Raw genomic sequence first — 21,011 nt, forward strand, 5'->3', positions numbered from 1 at the left:
GTTAGATTACAAGCCAGCTACCCCAATATAGACCATTAAGAATCCAATGCCAATTGCACCAGCAAGGGAGGCCAAACCTGGTAACATAAAACTGTGGTTAAAAAGGAATTTGCCCACCCGGGTGGTACCTGTAGTATCTAACTGTATAGCGGCGAGCATTGTTGGGTAAATGGGAATGATAAAGACAGCATTTACCGCTGCAGCAGACGCCAATAATATCTTAGGAGGAATCCCTAATGCGATACCTAGTGGAAATACAGCATTAATCGTGGCGGCAGAGCTACCCATGATAGCAGCCATAAAGACTAGAATAATAAAAAATTGCCACGGTTCAGCAAAATAACTCGAGATAAGATGAAGTAATATAGGTTTATTATTTGCTACAAATGTACTGCTTAACCAAGCAACCCCTAGAAGGGCTAACATCCCTTGTATGCCAGCAGAAAATGCTTTACCCTCCGTAATAGATTGAGGTGAAATCTGGCAGAATAACATAATAAATGCAGCAGTAGATAACATTACCAGAGGCATAATATAAGCAGATGGCAACAGCACCTTTATACCATTTACTTCCCAAGAAGGGCGTAAGGATTGTATAGCATCTAGCAATACAATTACTAAGCTGCCCAGTAAGAAACAGCCAATTGAAAGCTTTGCACGGTTGCCACTTCGAGCCACAACAGTAAGAGGGAGGGAGGGGGCTGTTGCTTTTGTGCCAACCATTGAGGAAGCTGGCATGGCTTTACTTAGTAGATTGGTAACCCATGTGGCCATCAGTACGCCACCCATTGTAGAAGGTATGATAACCTTTAAGATGCTGACTAGGTCGATGCCAGACGCACTTAAAAATCCGCTTAGCATAAGCATTATAGAAGAAATAGGACTGGCTAGTGCACCATGCAAAGCCGCAATAACGGAAAGGGATAAAGGACGCTCCGGACGAATACCTACTTCTTTAGAAACTTCTGCAATAACAGGAAGAATAGAATAAGCGATGTGGTTGGTCCCTCCAAAAAAAGTAATCGCATAAGTGACTATAGGGCTAATATATAAGATGCTACGTGGCTGTTTTCTGATACAGGACTCAGCCAGTTGCACCAAGTAGCTCAACCCACCTGCAGCTTCTATAGCACCTACTGCAGCCACTACTGAAGCAATACAGAGTGTGATTTGAAAAGGAGGATCTGCCGGTGTCGCATTTGCAACCACCATAAACAACCATACACCCAATCCGCCCAGCATACTCAAACTTAAACCTTGTAATCGAGCCCCTAGAAAAGAAGCGATCAGCAGTATACTTAACCCTATCAAAAGCATTTGCGCAAGTTTATTTAGATTATAGCGCGAACAAAAAAGCCTAACATCAGTACTTTACTATTGTACTTTACTGTATACCATTAAAACCCTGCTAATCAAACCTACATAAAATTAGTCAAATCTATATAAAAAATTACAGACTGTAAAATATTTAATTGGAATGCTATATGCTTGGAGACTGTTCAAATTAGATGTATCCATTTATGGGCTAATTCCTTTCTGCTTTAAATTTGCGGATAAAAATACAAACCAAATTAGCAAAGGAGCTGCTTATGAATGTATCAAAACTAGTTGAAATATATTACGCTATTGATGAATTTCTAATAAAATTTATGCCTTACATGGAAAAACAGTTGTTAACTACTTCAGATAGGAAACCTACTAGAACTTGTTTAGTTAATAAAATTGATGGCTCTTTCACGTCTGTAGTTGATGCGGCGGAGCCTTACTACCTGTAAGATCAAATCTTGAATTCTACAAATAATTTTCATGCGAAGAAAATTTTGATCTGCTGCGGAATGTGAGCTTATTGTGCGACCACTGTACCTAACTGTTTAGCGATCCGGCACTCCGTATCCTTAAGCGACTGGTGTACTTGTAATAGATGGGTTTCTTCATCTGTAGATAATTTTTTTTTAAATGCTTCTCTATTTTGCTCAATAAGCTCTTGTACCAAGCGAATTTTTAGCCTAAGGATAACTTCCAAAGTCATCTGGTATACATTTTGCGCCTCTTCTGTAGTATAAATACTATATTTTTTGATCCAAGCTTCACTAATATCATGGGGGAAAGCAGCTACATCAATGGCTATTTTTCTAATGGGTGCTTCTGTACTATCCAAACAACACTGCATATCCACGCATCCGCCCTGTTTAAATACAGTTTGACAATAATTAAAAAGAACTTTGCAGTCGGTAGATCTAAAGACTACGTTTTCTAATTCTAATAGTATATATGCGTACAAGGGTTTTCCTTCCGCTACAATAGTGGTAGCATAGGTCAGCAGAATACGCATAATTTCCCGTTCATACGCTTCAATACTTGCTGTAAGTTTGCTGATAAAAGGAATGTTTTTCCGGTCTACGTATGGCCTATTTTTTGCAGTACTATGATGTTTGGGAAAGGTTTTTTTTTGTGGACGTACTTCAGTAGTTTGATGCTGTAATGTATGATAAGTGGTAAAAAGAACTGATTCTTCTATAGAAAAGAGTTGGCTGCATTTTTTAAGAAATAGGGTGCGTGTTATTTCATCTGGAATAGCTACAATGCTTTGCACCACTGCGCGTATAGCCTTTGCTTGTTCCACTGGATTTTGTTCAGTAGACTGGTTCAGTAGTACATTAGCTTTAAAGGTCACAAAGTCTTGAGTAGTGCAATGGATATAATGCTTAAAGCCATCTGTGCCTACTTTTTTTAGGTAACTATCTGGATCTTCTCCTGCAGGTAACAAGATGACTTTTACCTCCAATCCCTGTGCTAATAATTTATCTATGCCACGAAAAGCAGCTTGAATACCGGCTTGATCGCCATCAAAAATCAGTGTAACCTTAGTCGTCAAGCGACGCAAAGCCTCTATCTGGGCTTCGGTAAGGGCCGTACCAGCAGAAGCGACTACCTCTTCTACACCTGCTTTATGAAAGGCCAATACGTCGGTGTATCCTTCTACTAGGTAACAGTGGTTGGTTTGTTTAATCGAGCGCTTGGCAAAAGAAAGACCATATAATAAACTACCCTTTTGGTATACAGCGGTTTCAGATGAATTGATATATTTAGGACCATCTACAGCAGTAGCCATATGCCGTGCACCAAATGCCACCACTTGCCCTGAACCATTGTGAATTGGGAACATCAATCTCCCCCTAAAACGGTCATAAACTTTGTCTCCATTTTTAATTACCAATCCTGCTGCAATCAATAGCGCTAGGCTGATTCCTTGCTCTATAGCAAAGGTGTAGAATCCGTCCCACCGATCGAGGCTGTAGCCTAATGCAAACTTTTTTGCTACTACAGATGGAATGGCCCGTTGTTCCAAATAGGGCAAGGCTACTTTAGCAGCTTCTGTATGGTTCCAGAGCAAATCTGTGTAATAATCTTTAGCCAAATTCAATAAGATATAGAGACTTTCTTTGGCTCTATAATCCTGTAAATCATCTGTACCATCTGCAACTGGTGTGACCGGTATGCCATACCTTTGGGCAAGATAAGTAAGGGCTTCTACAAAGGAAATTCCTTCTATCTGTTGTATAAAGGTTATAACATCTCCTGCAGCATCACATCCAAAACATTTATAAAATCCTTTTATGGGCGATACTGAAAAAGAAGGAGTCTGTTCCTGGTGAAAAGGACAACAAGCCCAGAAATTTTGTCCTTTTTTTTTAAGTGGGATAAAATCACCAATTATTTCTTCAATACAAGCGGTACGTTGGATCAGTTGAATGGTTGATGGACTAATCATCACAGTAGATTTTGAATAAACGCATATACAAACTAAAGCAATCTAGAATATATCTTTCAGCTGATAGTAGTCTACTTAAAACATTAAGCAAGGCTTTCTTCCAGGAAGCTTAGGGGCCTTTTTGTTCTTTTTAAGTGGTAATGGCATCAGATCGCTAAACGAAAATTTTTTAAAATTAATTTAATCAACAGATACCTCATTATAAAAATCGCTGGCGAAATACTTCGTAAAGGATTATACCAGCTGCTACCGAGACATTAAAAGAAGCGATAGGGCCTTGCATAGGAATACAAATATGATGGGTCGCTAGACTTAAATGTTTTACAGCTATACCTACCTCTTCTCCACCTAAAATAAGTGCAATAGGCAGTTTACAGTTCACTGTATGAAGTACTTCCTTGGCTTGGGCATCACAAGCCAATATATTTAAGCCACTTTCTTGTAAATAATGTAGGGCCTTTCGCAAATCAGTTACGCGACAAATGGGCAATGTGGCCAGGGCACCTGCTGAGGTTTTCATAGCTGCACCTGCTAACATAGCACTACCTTTCGTAGGTAAAACTAAGGCATCAACTCCCATACAAAGCGCGGTACGGGCAATGGCACCTATATTATGGACATCTGTTACGCCATCGAGTACAATGATTAAAGGTGCTTTACCTTTTTCAAAGGTAGCCTGCACCACTTGATCTAAAGGGGTGAACGCAATAGGTGATAAAACGGCTACAACACCTTGATGATTGCCGCACGCCATCCGCTCTAACTTTTGAATAGGCACATAGCTAAAAGGAATTTCATATTTGTATACAAGGTTGTATACAGCCTTTGGAGGTGCGATTTTATTTTTTTGGAAAAAAACTTTTTCAATCGTTTGCCCCGCACGTATGGTCTCTATAACAGCCCTACAGCCAAAAATAAAGTTTGACCCAGTAGTAGATGCTTTTTTAGGAGAGGAAGACATAATAACCGTAATTTTACAGACTAGCTAATATCCTACTCATAGAAGCCATAAAATACTTTAATTTTAGATTAAACTTTGGCTTTATGCCCCTAGCAGCTTATCAATAACGCCTACTATGGCAGCAAGTATTTAACTGGATTAAAAATGGTTGCTAATCAGCATCCATACAATAAAGAAAAACAAGTAAAGAAAGGAAAGTAGCGGGGATAGGACTCGAACCTATGACCTTCGGGTTATGAGCCCGACGAGCTACCAACTGCTCCACCCCGCGATAAAATTTTTATAAATTTAAGCAATAAAAATGATCTAATCTAGCTTAGGTTGCTTCAACTAGTACAAGTTTATATATTTTTTTGTAACATTGCAAATATATTATTCTTATGCATGCAGAAAAAAGCGATTATAAATCTGGTTTTGTAGCCATCATGGGGAAGCCTAATGCTGGAAAATCTACTTTAATGAATCTACTAGTAGGTGAACGTTTGGCGGTTACCCATTCAAAAGCACAAACGACGCGTCATAAACTCCATGGCATTGTTTCTGAAAAAAACCTTCAAATTATTTATATAGATACACCAGGCGTTATTACACCTGCCTATCCTCTACAAACTGCTATGATGGAGGCTGTAAAAGTTGCTCGTGCAGATGCCGACTTGATCATCTGGGTGGTAGATGTAAAAGATCTAGTCCTTTTTCCATGGGTTGATGAAAACTGTGCTAAAAAACCAATTATATTGGTACTGAATAAAGTTGATTTAATTACAGTCAACCAGCTGAATGTGGCAATAGCCTATTGGCGCAGTCATAAACCAGGGGTAGCCATTGTACCTATATCAGCCCTAAAAAAAGAAAACATAGACCCACTTGTGCAACAAATCATTGAACAATTACCCAAGCATCCTCCTTATTATCCAGAAGAAACCCTCACAGATAAGGCTGAGCGCTTTTTTGTACAAGAAATCATACGTGAAAAAATTCTAGACCAATATCGTCAAGAAATACCCTACAGTGTAGAAGTAGTAATAGACCATTTTAAAGAAACGGATAACTTGATTAAAATTCGATCTATTATACATGTAGAACGTCCTACTCAAAAGGGAATTATAATAGGTCAAAAGGGAGATGCATTAAAAATGCTAGGCATAGCAGCCAGAGAAGGATTAGAAAAGTTTTTTCAGAAGCAAATATTTCTAGCACTGCATATCAAGGTTACCCCAAACTGGCGTAAAAGTCAATGGTTACTAAAAAAATTTGGTTATTCAACTAAAAAAAATCAATCTAATGGATCGTAGCCACTACTTCCCCAGGGATGACAAGAGAGGAGCCTACGTAGGGTAAGAAAAACCCCTTTTCGAAGACCATATTTAGCAAATGCCGATTTTGCATAACAAGAACAACTAGGGTAAAAGCGGCACATAGGAGGTAACAAAGGGGCAATGCAATACTGATACATACCAATAAAAAAGCAACAAAGCCATCTAGAAAATCTAGAAAACGGATCTAGCCATTTGGGAAATTTTTGCATAACAACTAAATGTAAATAAAAATACCTTTGAATTCAAAGATTGAATCAGTAATATTATTTAAACAATCTTTTCAAAAGGCCTTTATAGATTTATAATCTACTTATTGGCAATTTACTTCAGATTCTCTTAACTTTACCTTTCGTTAAAATCTACTTCTTGATGCTACTTGTGGTTAAAATATCTGGAGCCTATGTTTTAGTTTAAGCTTTATATCTTTTTGTTTATGGTATAAAGTCTTTGGCTGTTCTCCTGCTTTTAAGGTTTTTAGCAATCTATTTTCTCATCTAGGATTGTTAAACATGGTTGTACCATATGGAACCAAAAACTCAGATTATGAAAGGAGAAAATAAGTTTTTTAAGTGGATGCGTTTACTCAAACAACAGCAAGAGAAGCGTCTGATCTATTGTTTGGAACATGCATCGCCTATAGAGGTAGCTGATTTCTTAGAAAAACAAGCTTTTGATTTGGTACGGAAAATTTTTAGCAATTTGTCTATTTCACGACAGGGGGAAGTATTTGCGTTGTTTAAGGATAATGCGTTGCAAATGCAACTCTACTATAGTATTCCTAAAAGCACTTTTGCAAAAATTTTTTCTTGCATGCCTTCTGGCTTGCGCGTTGATTTTTACCAACGATTGAGCAGTAAAGAGCATGCCCATTTACTTCCCTATCTAAATAGAAAGATTAGAGAAGATGTGATTATGCTAAATGCCTATTTACCAGATACGGCAGGAGGTATAATGAATACAGATTTTGCTACAGTCTTAAATTCAATGACTGTAGAAGAAGCTATTGATAAAATTCGTGAAGATGCACCTTCTAAAAAAATGCTTTATTACATCTATGTAGTAGATGAGAAGATGCGGCTAGTGGGTTTTGTTTCCTTAAAAGATTTGGTGATACACGCTCCAAAAGAAAGGATAGAGACAATTCTTAAGGTAAATTTTATATGTGCTACCGTTGATGAAGATCAAGAAGTAGTCGCTAAAAAAATTGAACAATATGATTTAGTTGCCATTCCTATTCTAAATAAAGAAGAGCAAATCGTAGGTATTGTAAGTTATGATGATGCCATAGATATTATCAGAGCAGAGCAAGTTGAGGATATGGATCGATTTATGGGTATTACTTCAGAAGAAGATGCACCCAATTATCTAAAAGTCTCCACCTTACAACATCTTAAAAAAAGAATCAAATGGATTGTATTGGTATTTATGGCCAGTATCGTTGGTCATACTTTTATGCATGCTAAAAGTACTTTCTTTACCCAGTTTAATTTGATTTTCTATTTGAGTATGATTACAGATACTGGAGGGAATGTAGGAAGTCAAGTTGCTTCCGTAGTACTACAAGCCTTAAATCGTGGCCAAGTTTCACTATCTGATTGGGTTAGGATTATTTTAAAAGAATTAAGGATTGCCATCACATTGGCTTCTTTGTTATTTTTTCTTACCTATATTAAGTTATTTTTAACTTCTAGTCTAGACTCGGATAGGTCTTTCCAGGTAATGTTTGTAGTGGCCTTAAGCATTGTTGTGCAAATTGTTTGTTCTGCTTTCATAGGAGCAGCTTTTCCATTGGCTGCTAAATACTTTAATGGAGATCCTGCCGTAGCAGCTAATCCTATGATTAATATCACAGTAGAAATATTGGGTATTATGATTTATTATGTTATAATTTATTGGCTGATTAATCCAGTTGGTAGTGTTTAGTCTTATGTAAAAAACAGTTGTCTAGTGCTTTTTAAGGTTACTATATAGTTTGCATGGCTACAAAAAGTCTGTAATAAAGATCTACTATCGATCATAGCCTTAAAAGTAAACAGAGTTAGGTTTAAACTTTTTAAGAACGGATTTTATATGTCTTTAATAACGCTTTACTTACCTAAGATGGGGGAAAGTGTCATAGAAGTTATCGTATTGGGTTGGTGTATACAAGAGGGAGAAGCCGTTATAGAAGGTGCATCTCTTTTAGAAGTTGCTACAGATAAAGTGGATGCAGAGATTCCTGCTACTTATACAGGTAAAATTAAAAAATTTTTGGTAAAAAAAGGTGATATAGTAGCTATTGGAACAGCGATTGCTTTATTAGAAGTGGATGATTTAGCTATACCACTTGTTCTCCATGAACCATCTTTTGAAAATGCTAAGCCTTCGTTAGTAGCTACCTCCCACCATTTAGAGCCTAGTGTTTTGGCTATCCACCCTTTTAAAAAGGTAAAATTAAGTCCTTTGGCCAGCCATATTGCTCAATCAAATGGCATGCAAGCAGATGAACTAGAAAGGTTAGCCGGATATACTCGGGATCATCGGGTTACAAAAAAAGCCATTCTAAACTATATAAACAAACGCTTACCCATCCATACTAGTAGTTCGGAGAGCCCTCTATTTTATGAAACGCTTACCCCTCTAGCAGGCGATGAAGTAGTACAAATGGATCGCGTTAGAAAGCTAATTGCAGATCGTATGGTAGAATCTAAGAAAATTTCCCCCCATGTCACCTCTTTTATACGTGCCGATGTAACGGAACTTGTTGCCTGGAGGCAACAGCATAAAACTTCTTTTGAAGCAAAATATGGTGTTAGATTGACTTACAATCCTATTTTTATAGCAGTCATTGCACGTGCGCTCCAACTATTCCCACTCCTGAATGCGGTAGTGGTAAAAGATCAGATTATTAAACGCAAACATATTAATATAGGTTTTGCCGTAGCCCGCTCAGATGGAAATCTATTGGTCCCTGTAGTGAAGCAAGTAGAACAACTTGGTTTGGTTGCATTGGCGCAACAAATCGATGCTTTGATTGATAAAGCACGCAACGGTACCATTATGCCAGATGCATTAACGGGTGCCAGTTACACTATTTCTAATATTGGTTCCTTTGATAATCTCATGGGAACCCCTATTATTGTGCAACCACAGGTAGCCATTCTTGCATTAGGTCTTATTGAAAAACGTCCTGCTGTGGTCCATGTTAAGGGAAAAGAAACCATAGCGATTCGCCACGAACTGTTTCTATCCCATACTTATGATCATCGAATTATAGATGGCGCGATAGGAGGGGGATTTTTAAAATATTTGGCGAAAGCATTGGCCTCTTTTGTAGCCCAGATAGATACCTATCCATTTTTAACTCGTTTGATGCCCTAAGTTGGCCATAGACTGGGTAAGCAGCCATATCTACTACTGATTTTTCTATACTAGGGTCTACTTTATTAGATAGATGAAAGGTTTATCTCTGTTCCTGCTTGTAATTTTTCTGCATGATCTGCCACACGCAAGGCTTTGATCATATCCAATATAGCGCCATCTAATATAGCCGTTAAATTATGTTCAGTATAGCCAATCCGATGGTCTGTTGCACGGGCTTGAGGGAAATTATAGGTTCTGATTTTATCTCCTCTTTCTCCATGTTTTACCATAGATCTTCGTTCTATACCAATAGCTTCCTGTTGCTTTTTAACTTCCATATCATAGAGGCGAGAACGCAATACCTTTAAAGCTTTTTCATAATTTTTAATTTGCGATTTACCATCTTGACAGGATACCACAAGTCCAGTAGGTATATGCGTGAGGCGAACGGCTGAATAGGTAGTGTTTACCGATTGACCACCTGGACCAGAAGAACAAAAAGTATCTTTCCGTATGTCATTTAAATCTAAATGAATCTCGACTTCTCCTGCTTCTGGCAATACCACTACACTAGCTGCTGAAGTATGTATACGACCTTGTGTTTCCGTAGCAGGAACCCGTTGTACACGATGTACGCCAGATTCATATTTCATAAGACCATATACATCTTCACCAGCTATGGTACAGACAATCTCTTTCCAGCCACCAGCCGTACCTTCTATGGTATATACAGTAGAAAAATTCCATTTCATTTTTTCAGCAAAACGTTTGTACATTCTAAAAAGATCGCCTGTAAAAATGGCCGCTTCATCTCCACCAATACCGGCTCGAATTTCTAAAACAATGTTTCTACTGTCATTTGGATCACTTGGCGTAAGTGCCTCACGCAATTGACCTTCTAAATCGACTTTTTTGTCTAGAGCAGCGGTTAATTCTTGTTTGGCAATTTCACGAAAGTCTTCTTCTTTTTCAATATTTAATACTTCTTTTGCTTCTTTTAGATTTTCTAATACCTGTTCATAGTGGTTGTATAAATTGACTATTTTGGATAGCTTACTATATTCTTTATTGAGTGCTGCATAGGCTTTTATATCATTTAAGGCCTTTGGTTGATAAATTGCCGTTTCTACCTGAAGAAACCGCTTTTTGATGGATTTTAATTTTTCAATCATATGATCCTGATAGGTGGCAAATCCAAATATAGCTTATAGTACTCGGTTAAAATATTTTATGCGCTATCCATTTAGCTGCGTGGGTATGTTACAAAAAACAAAAAAATGTACTAAATAGAGTCCCTATTAGCGATAGGTGGTATTAAAAAACGGTAGGCTATTTAACAAGTTTTCCTTGCCAATGGCTTTATAACAAGCTTTAATAGATTTTAATGCACTACACTTTAAGCTACTTTTTGCACAATAGCCTCAAATGCATTTGGATGGTTCATAGCCAAGTCGGCTAATACTTTTCTATTTATATCCATATTACTTTGCTTAAGCTTACCTATAAACTGGGCATAAGCCATACCATGTAGACGGGCTGCTGCGTTGATGCGCTGTATCCATAAACTTCTTATAGTTCTTTTTTTTGTTTTTCGATCTCTATAAGCATATAAGAGCCCTTTTTCAACCGCGTTTTTGGCTACGGTCCAAACATTTTTTCTTTTTCCCCAATAACCTTTTGCTAATTTTAATACCCGCTTTTTACGTGCTTTTGAGGCTACCGAGTTAACTGATCTTGGCATGTGTACACTCTAATTTAGAAGTTGATAGTATCTATAAAACTACAGGACCATAAATACTGTAGTGGCGACATAAAGGTAGAAACAGATTAAATGACCAGTAGTTTGCGAATGGTTGCTGTATTCGCTTCATGTACGAGCGTGCTATGGGTAAGCTGCCTTTTTTGCTTGGTGCTTTTAATTTTTTTTGCCAAGCAATGGTTCTTAAAAGCATGCTTCCGCTTGATTTTACCTGTACCAGTTACTTGAAATCTTTTTTTTGAACCAGAATGTGTTTTAACTTTTGGCATGTCTTTGGCTGTAATAGAGGTTTAATGGCTTAGTGATGGTAAATCATCTATGCGCTTGTGATTTTCTGCTTATCTTCCGAATACTTATAGTATGAACCGGCTAGCTTCTCTAAGCTTATTTCTATACAATCCTCAAATATAGTAAAAAAGATGTAAATAAAAGGAAAATTTTATCAAAAATAAGCTTATTTTTTATGTATTAGCGGTGCTATGGTTAGACTCATTTTTTTTCCTTCTAGTTTAGGAAGTTGTTCTACCTTTCCATAAGTTTCTAACGCTTGTGAAAACCTAAGTAAGATTAATTTACCTCTTTCTTTAAACATAATTTCTCTGCCTACAAATTTAACACAAACTTTTACTTTAGCACCAGCTTTTAAGAAGTTAATGGCATGCCTTAACTTAAAATCAAAGTCATGATCGCTGGTATTAGGACCAAAACGAATCTCTTTTATGACAACTTTTTGGGCATTATTTTTTATTTCTTTGTGCTTTCTTTTTTGCAAGTACTTAAACTTAGCATAATCCATTACTTTACAAACAGGGTAATCACTTGCTTTTGCAATTTCTACTAAGTCAAGCGCTTGGGCTGCTGCAATCGCTAAAGCTTCACGGATGCTATAGACACCAGTAGTGACGTTATCTCCAACCAAACGAACTTCTGATGCAGTGATGCGTTCGTTTAGGTTGAGCGTTTCTTTTATTGTATTTTTCAAATGGCCAAGTATTGATTATGGTCTGTTGTACAGAATCTATTTAGTTGCAGTAGCATTTTTTTGCTATGCGATACCACATAATATACAAATATCTAAACAAGTTTTCAATAAATCAAATCAAACTCATGGATACTTTTGTGGCTATTTTAGCTTACATTTTTTGGGATACTGTTGGGACGGAATATCAAAAATAATCCTACGATAATCCACGGTAGGCTAAGCCATTGTCCCATGTTAAGCCACATATTGTTTTCAAATGCAACTTGATTTTCTTTATAAAATTCGTTCAAAAAACGGAGTGAAAAAGCGACTACTGCAAAAGATCCAAAGAGACGACCGGGTACTAATGTTTGACCTTTTTTATACCACCATGAGAATAGTATTATAAATACCAAAAAGTAGGAGGATGCTTCGTAAAGCTGTGCGGGGTGTCTTGGAATGGCCCAGGTGTATACACTGGCTTGATAGCTTCCATTTTGTTTTTGTAGTGTGTAAGATAGGGGGCTACCATAGGGTTCGTATATATGCGATGGTGGATTAAAATAAGTCATTTGGATCAACTCATTTTTTAAGTTCTTTTGAAGAAAATTTTTAATGAAGATTTCATCTGTAATGCTCTTTTTAAATGTAATGGCTAATTCAATGGGTGGGTAGTTGCCAGGTAGTCTGTTTGCAGTGGTTGCTTTACGTATCGCTAAATTTTGAATGGTTGAACTATACTTCTTGCATAGATGGTCATGTAAGTCTCTGACAAATATTACGCCATAGTTGGATCCAGTAGGTTGGCCAATAATTTCAGAATTCATAAAATTACCTATGCGGATGATCGCACAACCCAAAGCACCTAAAATCACCAAATGATCTACTAGCCATAAAAACGTTACAGTGGGCCGACGATTTTTTAAATGGATACGAAGAGGAAAAAGCGAAATGGTAACCCGTTTTACATATAGAAAAACAGCAAATATAATGCCAATAGCAGCTCCGTGACTTGCCAACCCCCTAAACCCTATTATTTTAAATTTTGGGGAGAAGGTAACAGGCAAGAATATTTCTAATAAGTGGTGTTGATAGTAGTCCCATTCGTAAAAAATAACATGGCCTAAACGGGCCCCAAATAGTACGGCTAAAGCAATATAATTGGGAAGTGCTTCAGCTTCTGCGCTGTCTTTGCCAGCTTTGGCAAACATATAATGTAAAATAGGTATGCCTACCAACACAGCGGTACCAAAAAGTAGATTATACCAACGAAGGGTTAAAAATCCTTTTGTAAGCAGTACTGGAGATAGATCCCATATAATGGCGTTGGAAATAAGCATGATAGATTAAATAAACTTAATAATATTGCCTAAAAATAGGCTTGCTAATATAGCATAGGGCCCAGATGTTTTGAATAGGTAACAAACAACGAATAATACCAATACAACCCATTTTAGCTATTCAGGGCTAAAAATATGGACCCTATCGACATAAACCTAACTATTTAGAATCCAATCTACTAGTAGACGTACCCCAAAGCCTGTAGCACCTGCATGATGGTAGGCCCATGCTTTTTCAGTCCAGACTGTACCCGCGATATCTAGGTGTGCCCAAGCTGTTTTTTTAACAAATTGTTTTAAAAATAAAGCTGCTGTAATAGATCCTCCTCCTGGTTTTTTGCCTGCATTGCACATATCTGCAATAATAGAATGCATATATTCAAAATAAGCGTCTTCTAGTGGCATTTGCCAAATTTTTTCACCTGTTCTTGGAGCAGCAGCCATCAGGCTGTTGATCAATGGTTGATCGCTGCCAAATATACCTGCCATACGTGTACCGAGTGCAACGACCATAGCGCCTGTTAAAGTAGCTAAGTCTACAATCGCATCTACGCCTAGCTTTTCTGCATAAACCAACGCATCTGCTAGGGTAAGTCTTCCTTCTGCATCTGTATTATCTATTTCAATGGTTTTACCATTAGAAGCAGTTACGATATCTCCAGGTTTGGTAGCATGCCCATTAATCATATTTTCTGTAGCAGCAACAATAAAGTGAATCTCTTTGTTGGGTTGGATGGCACCAATAACATCTGCTGTGCCAAGCACTGCTGCAGCACCGGCCATATCATATTTCATTAATTCAATCTGCGAGTTGCCTATCTTTAAGTTGAGCCCACCGGCGTCAAAGGTGACACCTTTGCCTATAAGGGCAATTTTTTGAAAACGAGATCGGGTATCAAATGATTTAGGTTTATAAGAGAGATGAATAAATTTGGGTGGTGCGCTAGAACCTTGTGTAACGGAAAGATAAGCCCCCATACCTAAGCGTTGGCAATCCTCTTTTTCTAATATATTGATATCGAAGTGATGCTTTTTAGCTAATCCAATGGCGGTTTCAGCCAAGGTGGAAGGAGTAACATGGTTGGCGGGAGCATTTACCAAGTCTTTTGCCAGATGCACTCCTCTTACAATTTTTTTTGCCAATTCAATGGTTGAATCATCTGATATAGCATTTAGAAAGTAGACCTTCTTCAGATAGGTAGTTTTGGTATCTTGCTGGGATTTAAAACGTTCGTCTACATAAGCAGCCAATAAGATGCCTTCAGAAAAAGCTTTTAAATGCATCTTGTCGTTGCGTAGTGTGGTAAAATCGACGATTACAGATAGACTATGGAGCTTGATACATGCACTATAGACCATAGCTGCCGCTTGTCGAATGGATTCATCACTAATGGCTTCCTGTTTTCCTAACCCAATCAATATTACTTTACCTACGGTATGAAAACAGTTGGCTGTAGCCATTTCCCCTTGTTTGGCTGTAAATTTAGATTCCTTTATCAAGGATGCAACAATATCATGGTAAGAAGGCTCATGGACCAGATGAGCCGTATCAGCCACAGCTCCATTGTTTTCAAAAACACCAAAGGCATAACAGCTTTGTGCTACTTGTGATGGTTGGCTGTTCAAAAATTCAAATTCGGGATAGTGCATAGTAGTTGCTTTAAGTAGTTGCTTTAAAGTGCACATAAATGGGTTGTGCTTTGTGACCTAGGTCGGTAGGATATTAAATTTTCCTACGACCTTTTAAATATACACAAATAATGGATCTGTCGGATCTATGTTTAATTTTTGTTGGATCTTCCCCTTGTCTTGAATTTTGATTATTATCCGGGACTAAACAACACAAAAGCCAACTATGATGTCGGTGTGCCGACTATTTCATGGTATTCATGAACTACATCTAGAATTTGAAGGATATATAAAAAAAATATGTAATCAACTTAAAAGACGCGTTATTAAAAAGATTATGAGATATTTTGGAACAAAATCTATGGCTATTTACGGATTAAAAAAAACTATATAGCTTTTTTCAAAAAACGAATAAAAAAATGAATTTTAAAGGAATAAACACAATAATATTCAATCATATAATTTTGCTGCGGAATATAAGAACAGGAAACAAATTTATTATTTTTTTTGTCCGATTTTTTAGGGACACTATACTAAAATTAACTGTAGGTGCGACAGCGCCTATTTTTGCACGTGTCGTTCTGCATGGTATGAGGAGCGTACGAGTGGACCTGACTCTATATAGGAAAATCCTCGCTTGAGCGCCTCTTCTTTAAAATGGGCAAATTTATCTGGATGTATAAAAGCAGCTACTTCAAGGTGTTGTTTGGTAGGTTGCAGATATTGACCCAGCGTTAAAACATCTAATCCATTCTCCCGTAGATCATCCATTACTTGATAAACTTCTTCATCTGTTTCTCCTAATCCAAGCATAATACCGGATTTAGAGCGTTTACCATATGTTTTAATCCGTCTAAGCTGCTCCAAGCTTCGCGCATACTTAGCCTGAGGACGAACGGTTTTATAGAGGCGTGCTACCGTTTCTATATTATGAGAAACCACTTCTTGTCCGGCACTAATCATCCGCTCTAATGCCCACCAAATGCCCTTTACATCTGGAATTAATGTCTCTATAGTGGTAGTAGGATTTAAAGCTTTGATGGCTGTAACCGTTTGATACCAAATTTCTGCCCCACAATCCTTTAGTTCATCTCTATTTACCGAAGTAATAACCGCATGCTTAACCCCCATTAAATGAATGGCTTCTGCAACCCGTTTTGGTTCTTCTCGATCATAAGCGGTAGGCCGTCCAGTAACCACCGCACAAAAGCCACAACTGCGCGTACAAATATTGCCCAATATCATAAAAGTAGCCGTACCCACTCCCCAACATTCTCCCATATTGGGACAGTTCCCACTGGTACAAATAGTGTGCAGCTTATACCGATCTACAATGTCACGTACAGCTGTATAGTGCTTACCTATAGGTAACTTAACCCGCAACCAATCTGGCCGTTCAGCGGGTGTAATCGATGGCGTTTTTTGCTTCATGAAAAAGGAATTTTTTCTGGTTCCTATTACAGCTTCTTTTTGCATTACCTAAAGTAGGTCTATTCATTTCTTGCCTTCTCTGGACACAAGAAGACAAGGTACTTAAACTTAATAGATCAATAGATAAAAATATTTTACCGCTTATTTTTCTCATATAAATTATGTAAGAATACTTATTCTTAAGATAGAATGATTTACTAATATAAATAAATATTTATTTATAATCAGTTAGATTAGGCTATTTACCAGAAAAATGCATATAAATATATTGTTCTTCTTTGAAATTCTCTAGAAAAATTAAGCACATCGGTTCCTAACGATTGCTCATAACACGGCAACTGACGTTAACTTTATTCTTCATTGTTCCCATTTGCTTCTTATCGCACCGTACGTTCAGTTTTCCCGAATACGGCGGCCCGACAGTCTTCTTCTTAAACCTTACGCAATGTTCTCGGGATACTTGATCATTCCACTACCAATGTAAAACATACCTATTGCGTAGAGTTGGTTCTATTGTATCTAAAAGTCGTTCTATATTTAGAGCAGTCAAAAACAGATTGGGTATCATAAAGCATTATACAACTGCTTGTCTATTTAAAAAAGATTGTAATATAAGTGCGGCACTTACCTTATCTATATTGCTTTTATCTGCTCTATCCTTTTTAGCGTAGCCAGCTTGGTAGAGTCCCTGTACAGCCAACTTAGAAGTAAATCGCTCATCTTCGTAATAGAAACTTTGTCCTGGAAAGTTTTTTTTTAATTGCGTGCCGATCTGCTCTACGATCTTACCCATTTTAGAAGGTTTTCCATTCAAATGTTTGGGCATACCCATCACAAAGGTGACCACCTTTTCTTGTTGCAGATAATCTTTCAAAAAAAGCCATAAGATGGGGGGATCAATTGTTTTTAAAGGAGTCGCAATTATTTGTAAGGGATCCGTTACAGCAATACCGATCCGCTTAAGTCCATAATCTATAGCCATAATCCTACCTGATTTTTTTTCCATCATTTTTCTGATTTTGAAGGGGCTGTTTGGTCTGGGCTAGGATGCGCCTTGCGACGGTTTCAGCCGCATGCTGTGGTCCTAGTAATCGGCGAATCGTTGGATAGGCCGCTTGTTGTTTGGCTTTACCATTGCCCGATAAAAGGTTGGTTAAAGTTGCATGAAGTTTTTTATCTGTTAGCTGATATTGAATCAGCTCTGGAACAATTGGCTGGTTCATCAAAAGGTTGACCAACGAGATATGCTCTACCGTGATGATGCTTTTGTAAAGAAAGTAGCCTAATGGATGCAACTTGTAGACGACTATTTGTGCCAGATTAAATAAAGCAGCTTCTAAACTAGCTGTTCCAGCAGCAATGATCGCTACTTTTGCAACCGCCATTAGGTCATAGGTTTGGTCATAAATGACTTGAACCGTAGGGGGGCATAGCGCTTGATACAAACGGTTTGGAACCACACTTAATCCAGCTACTACAAACTGATAGGATTTAAAATAAGCAGCCTGCGCAACCATTAGAGGCAATAGACGCTGAATTTCATCCAATCTACTACCAGGTAATAGTGCTATAATCGGCCGATAGTCGAGGCGATTGTCTGCCATAAAAGAGGGATTGATGCGATGATCACCAACTTTTTGAACCAATGGATTACCGATATAATCAATCGTATGGTAGCCATGTTCCTGATAATAGCCTACTTCAAAAGGTAAAATGGACCACACTTGGTCTATATTTCGCTTGATTTTTGTAATTCTTTTTGGACCATGTGCCCAGATTTTAGGCGGTATATAGTAGTGTACTAAAAATCCATTTTTTTTAGCAAATGCAGCAAGCCGCATATTGAAGCCACTGTAGTCAATTAAAACGACAACAGCTGGCTGGTAGTGCTTTAGACTTTTTTGGCAAAACTTTAGCAGCTGCCATAAGGTATACCACTTTTTTAAAAAATCTATCCCCATATAGGCCACTTTTGAACCATCTACGCTACAAGGCTTACCGATCGCTTTAGACATAGCCTCCCCTCCACAAGACCAGAAATCGGCATGGTGATCTATTAATTTAATATGTCTAATCAAGTCAGCTCCATGCATATCGCCGGAGTGCTCACCCGCAATAACATAATAACGCATAGATAATTGGATTTTACATGCCAGCCCTGTCATATATGCTGGAGGCAATAGGCCAAATGAGGAATATCTGTTTACCACAGGCTACAACTTCGGTGAAGTTAAGCAATAAAAGTAAAAAATCTAATTTAACCTCGATTTGAAATTATACTTATTGTAAATCAGTAATAAAAAAGTTATACTTGTTTTTTGCTGCAATGTAGGTAACAAATATCTTTCCATTCTATTTGTCTATGAGCTATTATATATTTATTTGTTAATCAGCACAAAAGAAACCAATTTTGTATTGGTTAATGACTAGGTTTTTAAGTTTTTTTGTATAAAAAGCTTGCAAAATAAAGATTGGGATTTTAGGGTAAAGCCGTTGCAATTTTCTATTGCAACGGCTTTACTTTTAATCTTATTACCAAGATACAATGCTGTCATTTAATAAATCAGCCGCATAGATGTAGGATAAAAAACAACAAACTCTTAATATATTTGCTTTTGGCAATAGCCTTTATCATTGTATTGTTTACAAAATTAATAGTAAAAATCATCTATATATTTAAATGGCTCATCCAAAAAGATATACGGTTACCGCTGCATTGCCCTATGCAAACGGCCCCATTCACTTAGGTCATGTGGCAGGTGCCTATCTTCCTGCTGATATTTACGTGCGTTATTTAAGGCAAAAAAAAGCTACCGTAGTTTTTGTCAGTGGTTCTGATGAACATGGGGTACCTGTAGTCATTCGTGCCCAGCAAGAGGGAACTACCCCCCAAAAGATAGTGGACAAATACCATATGCTTATTAAAACAGCACTGCAGGAATTGCATATTAGTTTTGACATCTTTGCAAGAACTTCCTCGTCTGCTCATTATACAATAGCGTCTGACTTTTTTAAAGAATTGCACCAAAAAGGCATATTTGAAGTCCATGAAACGGAACAATATTACGATCCTGTTTGTAAGCAATTTCTATCCGACCGCTACATCAAAGGAAACTGTCCAAAGTGCAATCATCCAGGTGCCTATGGAGATCAATGTGAAGCATGTGGTAGCACACTTAGTCCAGAAGAGTTGGTGGATCCTATTTCTGCTATTAGTGGTGCAAAGCCTATTTTAAAATCAACCAAACATTGGTATCTACCCCTACATAAGTATGAAAATTGGCTTAAAAAGTGGATTTTAGAAGAACATAAAGATTTTAAAACCAATGTATATGGTCAATGTAAAAGCTGGCTAGACCAAGGGTTACAGCCCCGTGCCGTCACCCGTGATTTAGCTTGGGGCATTCCTGTTCCACTTCCTGAAGCCATAGGAAAGGTGCTGTATGTTTGGTTCGATGCGCCGATTGGGTATATTAGCGCAACCAAAGCTTGGGCTGAAGCACAACAGGTCGACTGGGAGCCTTTTTGGAAAGATCCTGATACAAAGCTGGTCCATTTCCTTGGAAAGGACAATATTGTATTTCATTGTATTATCTTTCCTGTTATGCTCAAAGCCCATGGCCAGTTTATTTTGCCGCAACAGGTAGCAGCGAATGAATTTTTAAATCTAGAGGGAGGAAAAATTTCTACTTCCCGCAACCATGCGGTTTGGCTGCATGATTATTTGGAAGCTTTCCCCGGTAAAGCAGATGTATTGCGTTATGTACTCTGTTCCATTGCGCCAGAAAACAAAGATAGCGACTTTACCTGGCAAGATTTCCAAGATAAAAACAATCGTGAACTGGTAGCCAACCTCGGTAATTTGGTACATAGAACCTTAAATCTGGTACACCAATATTTTGGCGGATTGGTGCCACCTAACATTGCGCTTAATGAGGCAGATCACGCTGTATTGGCTACATTAACGGCTTCTTTTACAGCAGTAGGTAAGGCTATAGAGCAGTTTAAGTTTAAAGAAGCACTCCAATTATGCATGGGTTATGCTACATTAGGTAATAAATATCTAACGGATAGGAGACCGTGGCATTTGGTAAAGTGTAATCCAGAGGAAGCGGCCCCTGTATTGCATGTCGCGTTGCAGCTTATTGCTACCTTAAGCCTGTTGATTAAACCTTTTTTACCTACAACCAGTGAAAAAATTGCGCATATGCTGGGGGTACAAGAAACAGGGTGGGACGATGTCGATGTAGCCCATCTTGTCAAATCAGGAAGTCCAGTAGCATCGCCTGTATTGTTATTTGAAAAAATTGAGGATACGGTGATTGAAGCACAACGGAAAAAATTATACAGTAGATCTACTGACCCAGTCGGATAAACAAATAATTGGCTTAGGAAACTATTTATTTAAAATAAAGCAGCTGTTTAAACTTATATAATAATAGTCTGTGCAAGGAGATAAGTATGCTCTAAAATCAATAGAGCGCTTATACAGCATGCTAG

17 protein-coding genes, 1 tRNA gene and 1 pseudogene are annotated in these 21,011 nt (G+C 37.8%); 5 read left to right on the forward strand and 14 right to left on the reverse strand.

What is annotated here, in order from left to right; genetic code table 11:
• Nucleotides 1-6: 6 nt before the first annotated feature.
• Nucleotides 7-1,311, reverse strand: a complete 1,305-nt coding sequence (locus ACRRVD_RS00360; RefSeq protein ID WP_432461209.1) for an anaerobic C4-dicarboxylate transporter family protein — start codon at nucleotides 1,309-1,311, stop codon at nucleotides 7-9.
• A gap of 278 nt (nucleotides 1,312-1,589) precedes the next feature.
• On the opposite strand from ACRRVD_RS00360, the pseudogene ACRRVD_RS00365 reads away from it, so the two are divergent.
• Nucleotides 1,590-1,709, forward strand: a pseudogene (locus ACRRVD_RS00365) (IS982 family transposase); the annotation flags it as partial.
• Nucleotides 1,710-1,843: 134 nt separating this feature from the next.
• On the opposite strand, the gene dnaG reads toward ACRRVD_RS00365, so the two are convergent.
• From dnaG to ACRRVD_RS00380, 3 genes are all read right to left on the reverse strand, one after another.
• Complete coding sequence (gene dnaG / locus ACRRVD_RS00370) at nucleotides 1,844-3,772, reverse strand: DNA primase (RefSeq protein ID WP_432461210.1); 1,929 nt, start codon at nucleotides 3,770-3,772, stop codon at nucleotides 1,844-1,846.
• 199 nt (nucleotides 3,773-3,971) lie between these two features.
• Nucleotides 3,972-4,733: a 23S rRNA (guanosine(2251)-2'-O)-methyltransferase RlmB gene (rlmB, locus tag ACRRVD_RS00375; protein ID WP_432461211.1), complete on the reverse strand. Its 762-nt coding sequence runs from the start codon at nucleotides 4,731-4,733 to the stop codon at nucleotides 3,972-3,974.
• Nucleotides 4,734-4,931: 198 nt separating this feature from the next.
• Nucleotides 4,932-5,004: transfer RNA gene (locus ACRRVD_RS00380), tRNA-Met, on the reverse strand.
• 109 nt (nucleotides 5,005-5,113) lie between these two features.
• Here ACRRVD_RS00380 and era point away from each other — a divergent pair.
• Entirely contained in the window at nucleotides 5,114-6,025 is a 912-nt protein-coding gene (era, locus tag ACRRVD_RS00385) for a GTPase Era (protein ID WP_432461212.1), read from the forward strand.
• Here the strand turns inward: era and yidD are convergent.
• Nucleotides 6,007-6,258, reverse strand: a complete 252-nt coding sequence (gene yidD, locus ACRRVD_RS00390) for a membrane protein insertion efficiency factor YidD (RefSeq protein WP_432461213.1) — start codon at nucleotides 6,256-6,258, stop codon at nucleotides 6,007-6,009. The two genes, era and yidD, sit on opposite strands and share 19 nt — an antisense overlap.
• A gap of 313 nt (nucleotides 6,259-6,571) precedes the next feature.
• Here yidD and mgtE point away from each other — a divergent pair, with 313 nt between their 5' ends.
• Complete coding sequence (gene mgtE / locus ACRRVD_RS00395) at nucleotides 6,572-7,972, forward strand: magnesium transporter (protein WP_432461214.1); 1,401 nt, start codon at nucleotides 6,572-6,574, stop codon at nucleotides 7,970-7,972.
• Nucleotides 7,973-8,149: 177 nt separating this feature from the next.
• The gene (locus ACRRVD_RS00400; RefSeq protein WP_432461215.1) at nucleotides 8,150-9,409 is read left to right on the forward strand and encodes a dihydrolipoamide acetyltransferase family protein; all 1,260 of its coding nucleotides are present in this window, start codon (nucleotides 8,150-8,152) and stop codon (nucleotides 9,407-9,409) included.
• A 65-nt stretch (nucleotides 9,410-9,474) separates the two neighbouring features.
• Here the strand turns inward: ACRRVD_RS00400 and prfA are convergent, their stop codons facing one another.
• The 9 genes from prfA to lpxB form a co-directional block, all read right to left on the reverse strand.
• Nucleotides 9,475-10,563, reverse strand: coding sequence for a peptide chain release factor 1 (gene prfA, locus ACRRVD_RS00405; RefSeq protein WP_432461216.1), 1,089 nt, complete (start codon nucleotides 10,561-10,563; stop codon nucleotides 9,475-9,477).
• A 224-nt stretch (nucleotides 10,564-10,787) separates the two neighbouring features.
• Entirely contained in the window at nucleotides 10,788-11,132 is a 345-nt protein-coding gene (gene rplT / locus ACRRVD_RS00410) for a 50S ribosomal protein L20 (RefSeq protein ID WP_432461217.1), read from the reverse strand.
• Nucleotides 11,133-11,218: 86 nt separating this feature from the next.
• Nucleotides 11,219-11,419, reverse strand: a complete 201-nt coding sequence (rpmI, locus tag ACRRVD_RS00415) for a 50S ribosomal protein L35 (RefSeq protein ID WP_432461218.1) — start codon at nucleotides 11,417-11,419, stop codon at nucleotides 11,219-11,221.
• A gap of 185 nt (nucleotides 11,420-11,604) precedes the next feature.
• On the reverse strand, nucleotides 11,605-12,132 hold the full coding sequence (infC, locus tag ACRRVD_RS00420; RefSeq protein WP_432461219.1) for a translation initiation factor IF-3: 528 nt from the start codon (nucleotides 12,130-12,132) through the stop codon (nucleotides 11,605-11,607).
• Between the two features lie 146 nt (nucleotides 12,133-12,278).
• Nucleotides 12,279-13,451 carry a prolipoprotein diacylglyceryl transferase gene (locus ACRRVD_RS00425; RefSeq protein ID WP_432461220.1) on the reverse strand — a complete coding sequence of 391 codons (1,173 nt, stop codon included), beginning with the start codon at nucleotides 13,449-13,451 and terminating at the stop codon, nucleotides 12,279-12,281.
• Between the two features lie 156 nt (nucleotides 13,452-13,607).
• Nucleotides 13,608-15,137, reverse strand: a complete 1,530-nt coding sequence (locus ACRRVD_RS00430; protein WP_432461221.1) for a leucyl aminopeptidase — start codon at nucleotides 15,135-15,137, stop codon at nucleotides 13,608-13,610.
• Between the two features lie 504 nt (nucleotides 15,138-15,641).
• The gene (gene lipA, locus ACRRVD_RS00435) at nucleotides 15,642-16,511 is read right to left on the reverse strand and encodes a lipoyl synthase (protein WP_432461222.1); all 870 of its coding nucleotides are present in this window, start codon (nucleotides 16,509-16,511) and stop codon (nucleotides 15,642-15,644) included.
• Nucleotides 16,512-17,085: 574 nt separating this feature from the next.
• Complete coding sequence (gene ruvX, locus ACRRVD_RS00440; protein WP_432461223.1) at nucleotides 17,086-17,520, reverse strand: Holliday junction resolvase RuvX; 435 nt, start codon at nucleotides 17,518-17,520, stop codon at nucleotides 17,086-17,088.
• A complete protein-coding gene (lpxB, locus tag ACRRVD_RS00445; protein ID WP_432461224.1) occupies nucleotides 17,498-18,643 on the reverse strand; it encodes a lipid-A-disaccharide synthase in 1,146 nt (381 codons plus the stop codon). Before lpxB ends, ruvX begins: the two co-directional genes overlap by 23 nt.
• Nucleotides 18,644-19,191: 548 nt before the next feature.
• On the opposite strand from lpxB, the gene metG reads away from it, so the two are divergent.
• Nucleotides 19,192-20,886 (forward strand): methionine--tRNA ligase, encoded by a 1,695-nt coding sequence (gene metG, locus ACRRVD_RS00450; RefSeq protein ID WP_432461225.1) that lies wholly within the window; start codon nucleotides 19,192-19,194, stop codon nucleotides 20,884-20,886.
• The last annotated feature ends 125 nt before the right edge of the window (nucleotides 20,887-21,011 follow it).

Source organism: Candidatus Cardinium hertigii (assembly GCF_050864915.1).
Classification (GTDB): Bacteria; Bacteroidota; Bacteroidia; order Cytophagales; family Amoebophilaceae; genus Cardinium; species Cardinium hertigii_D.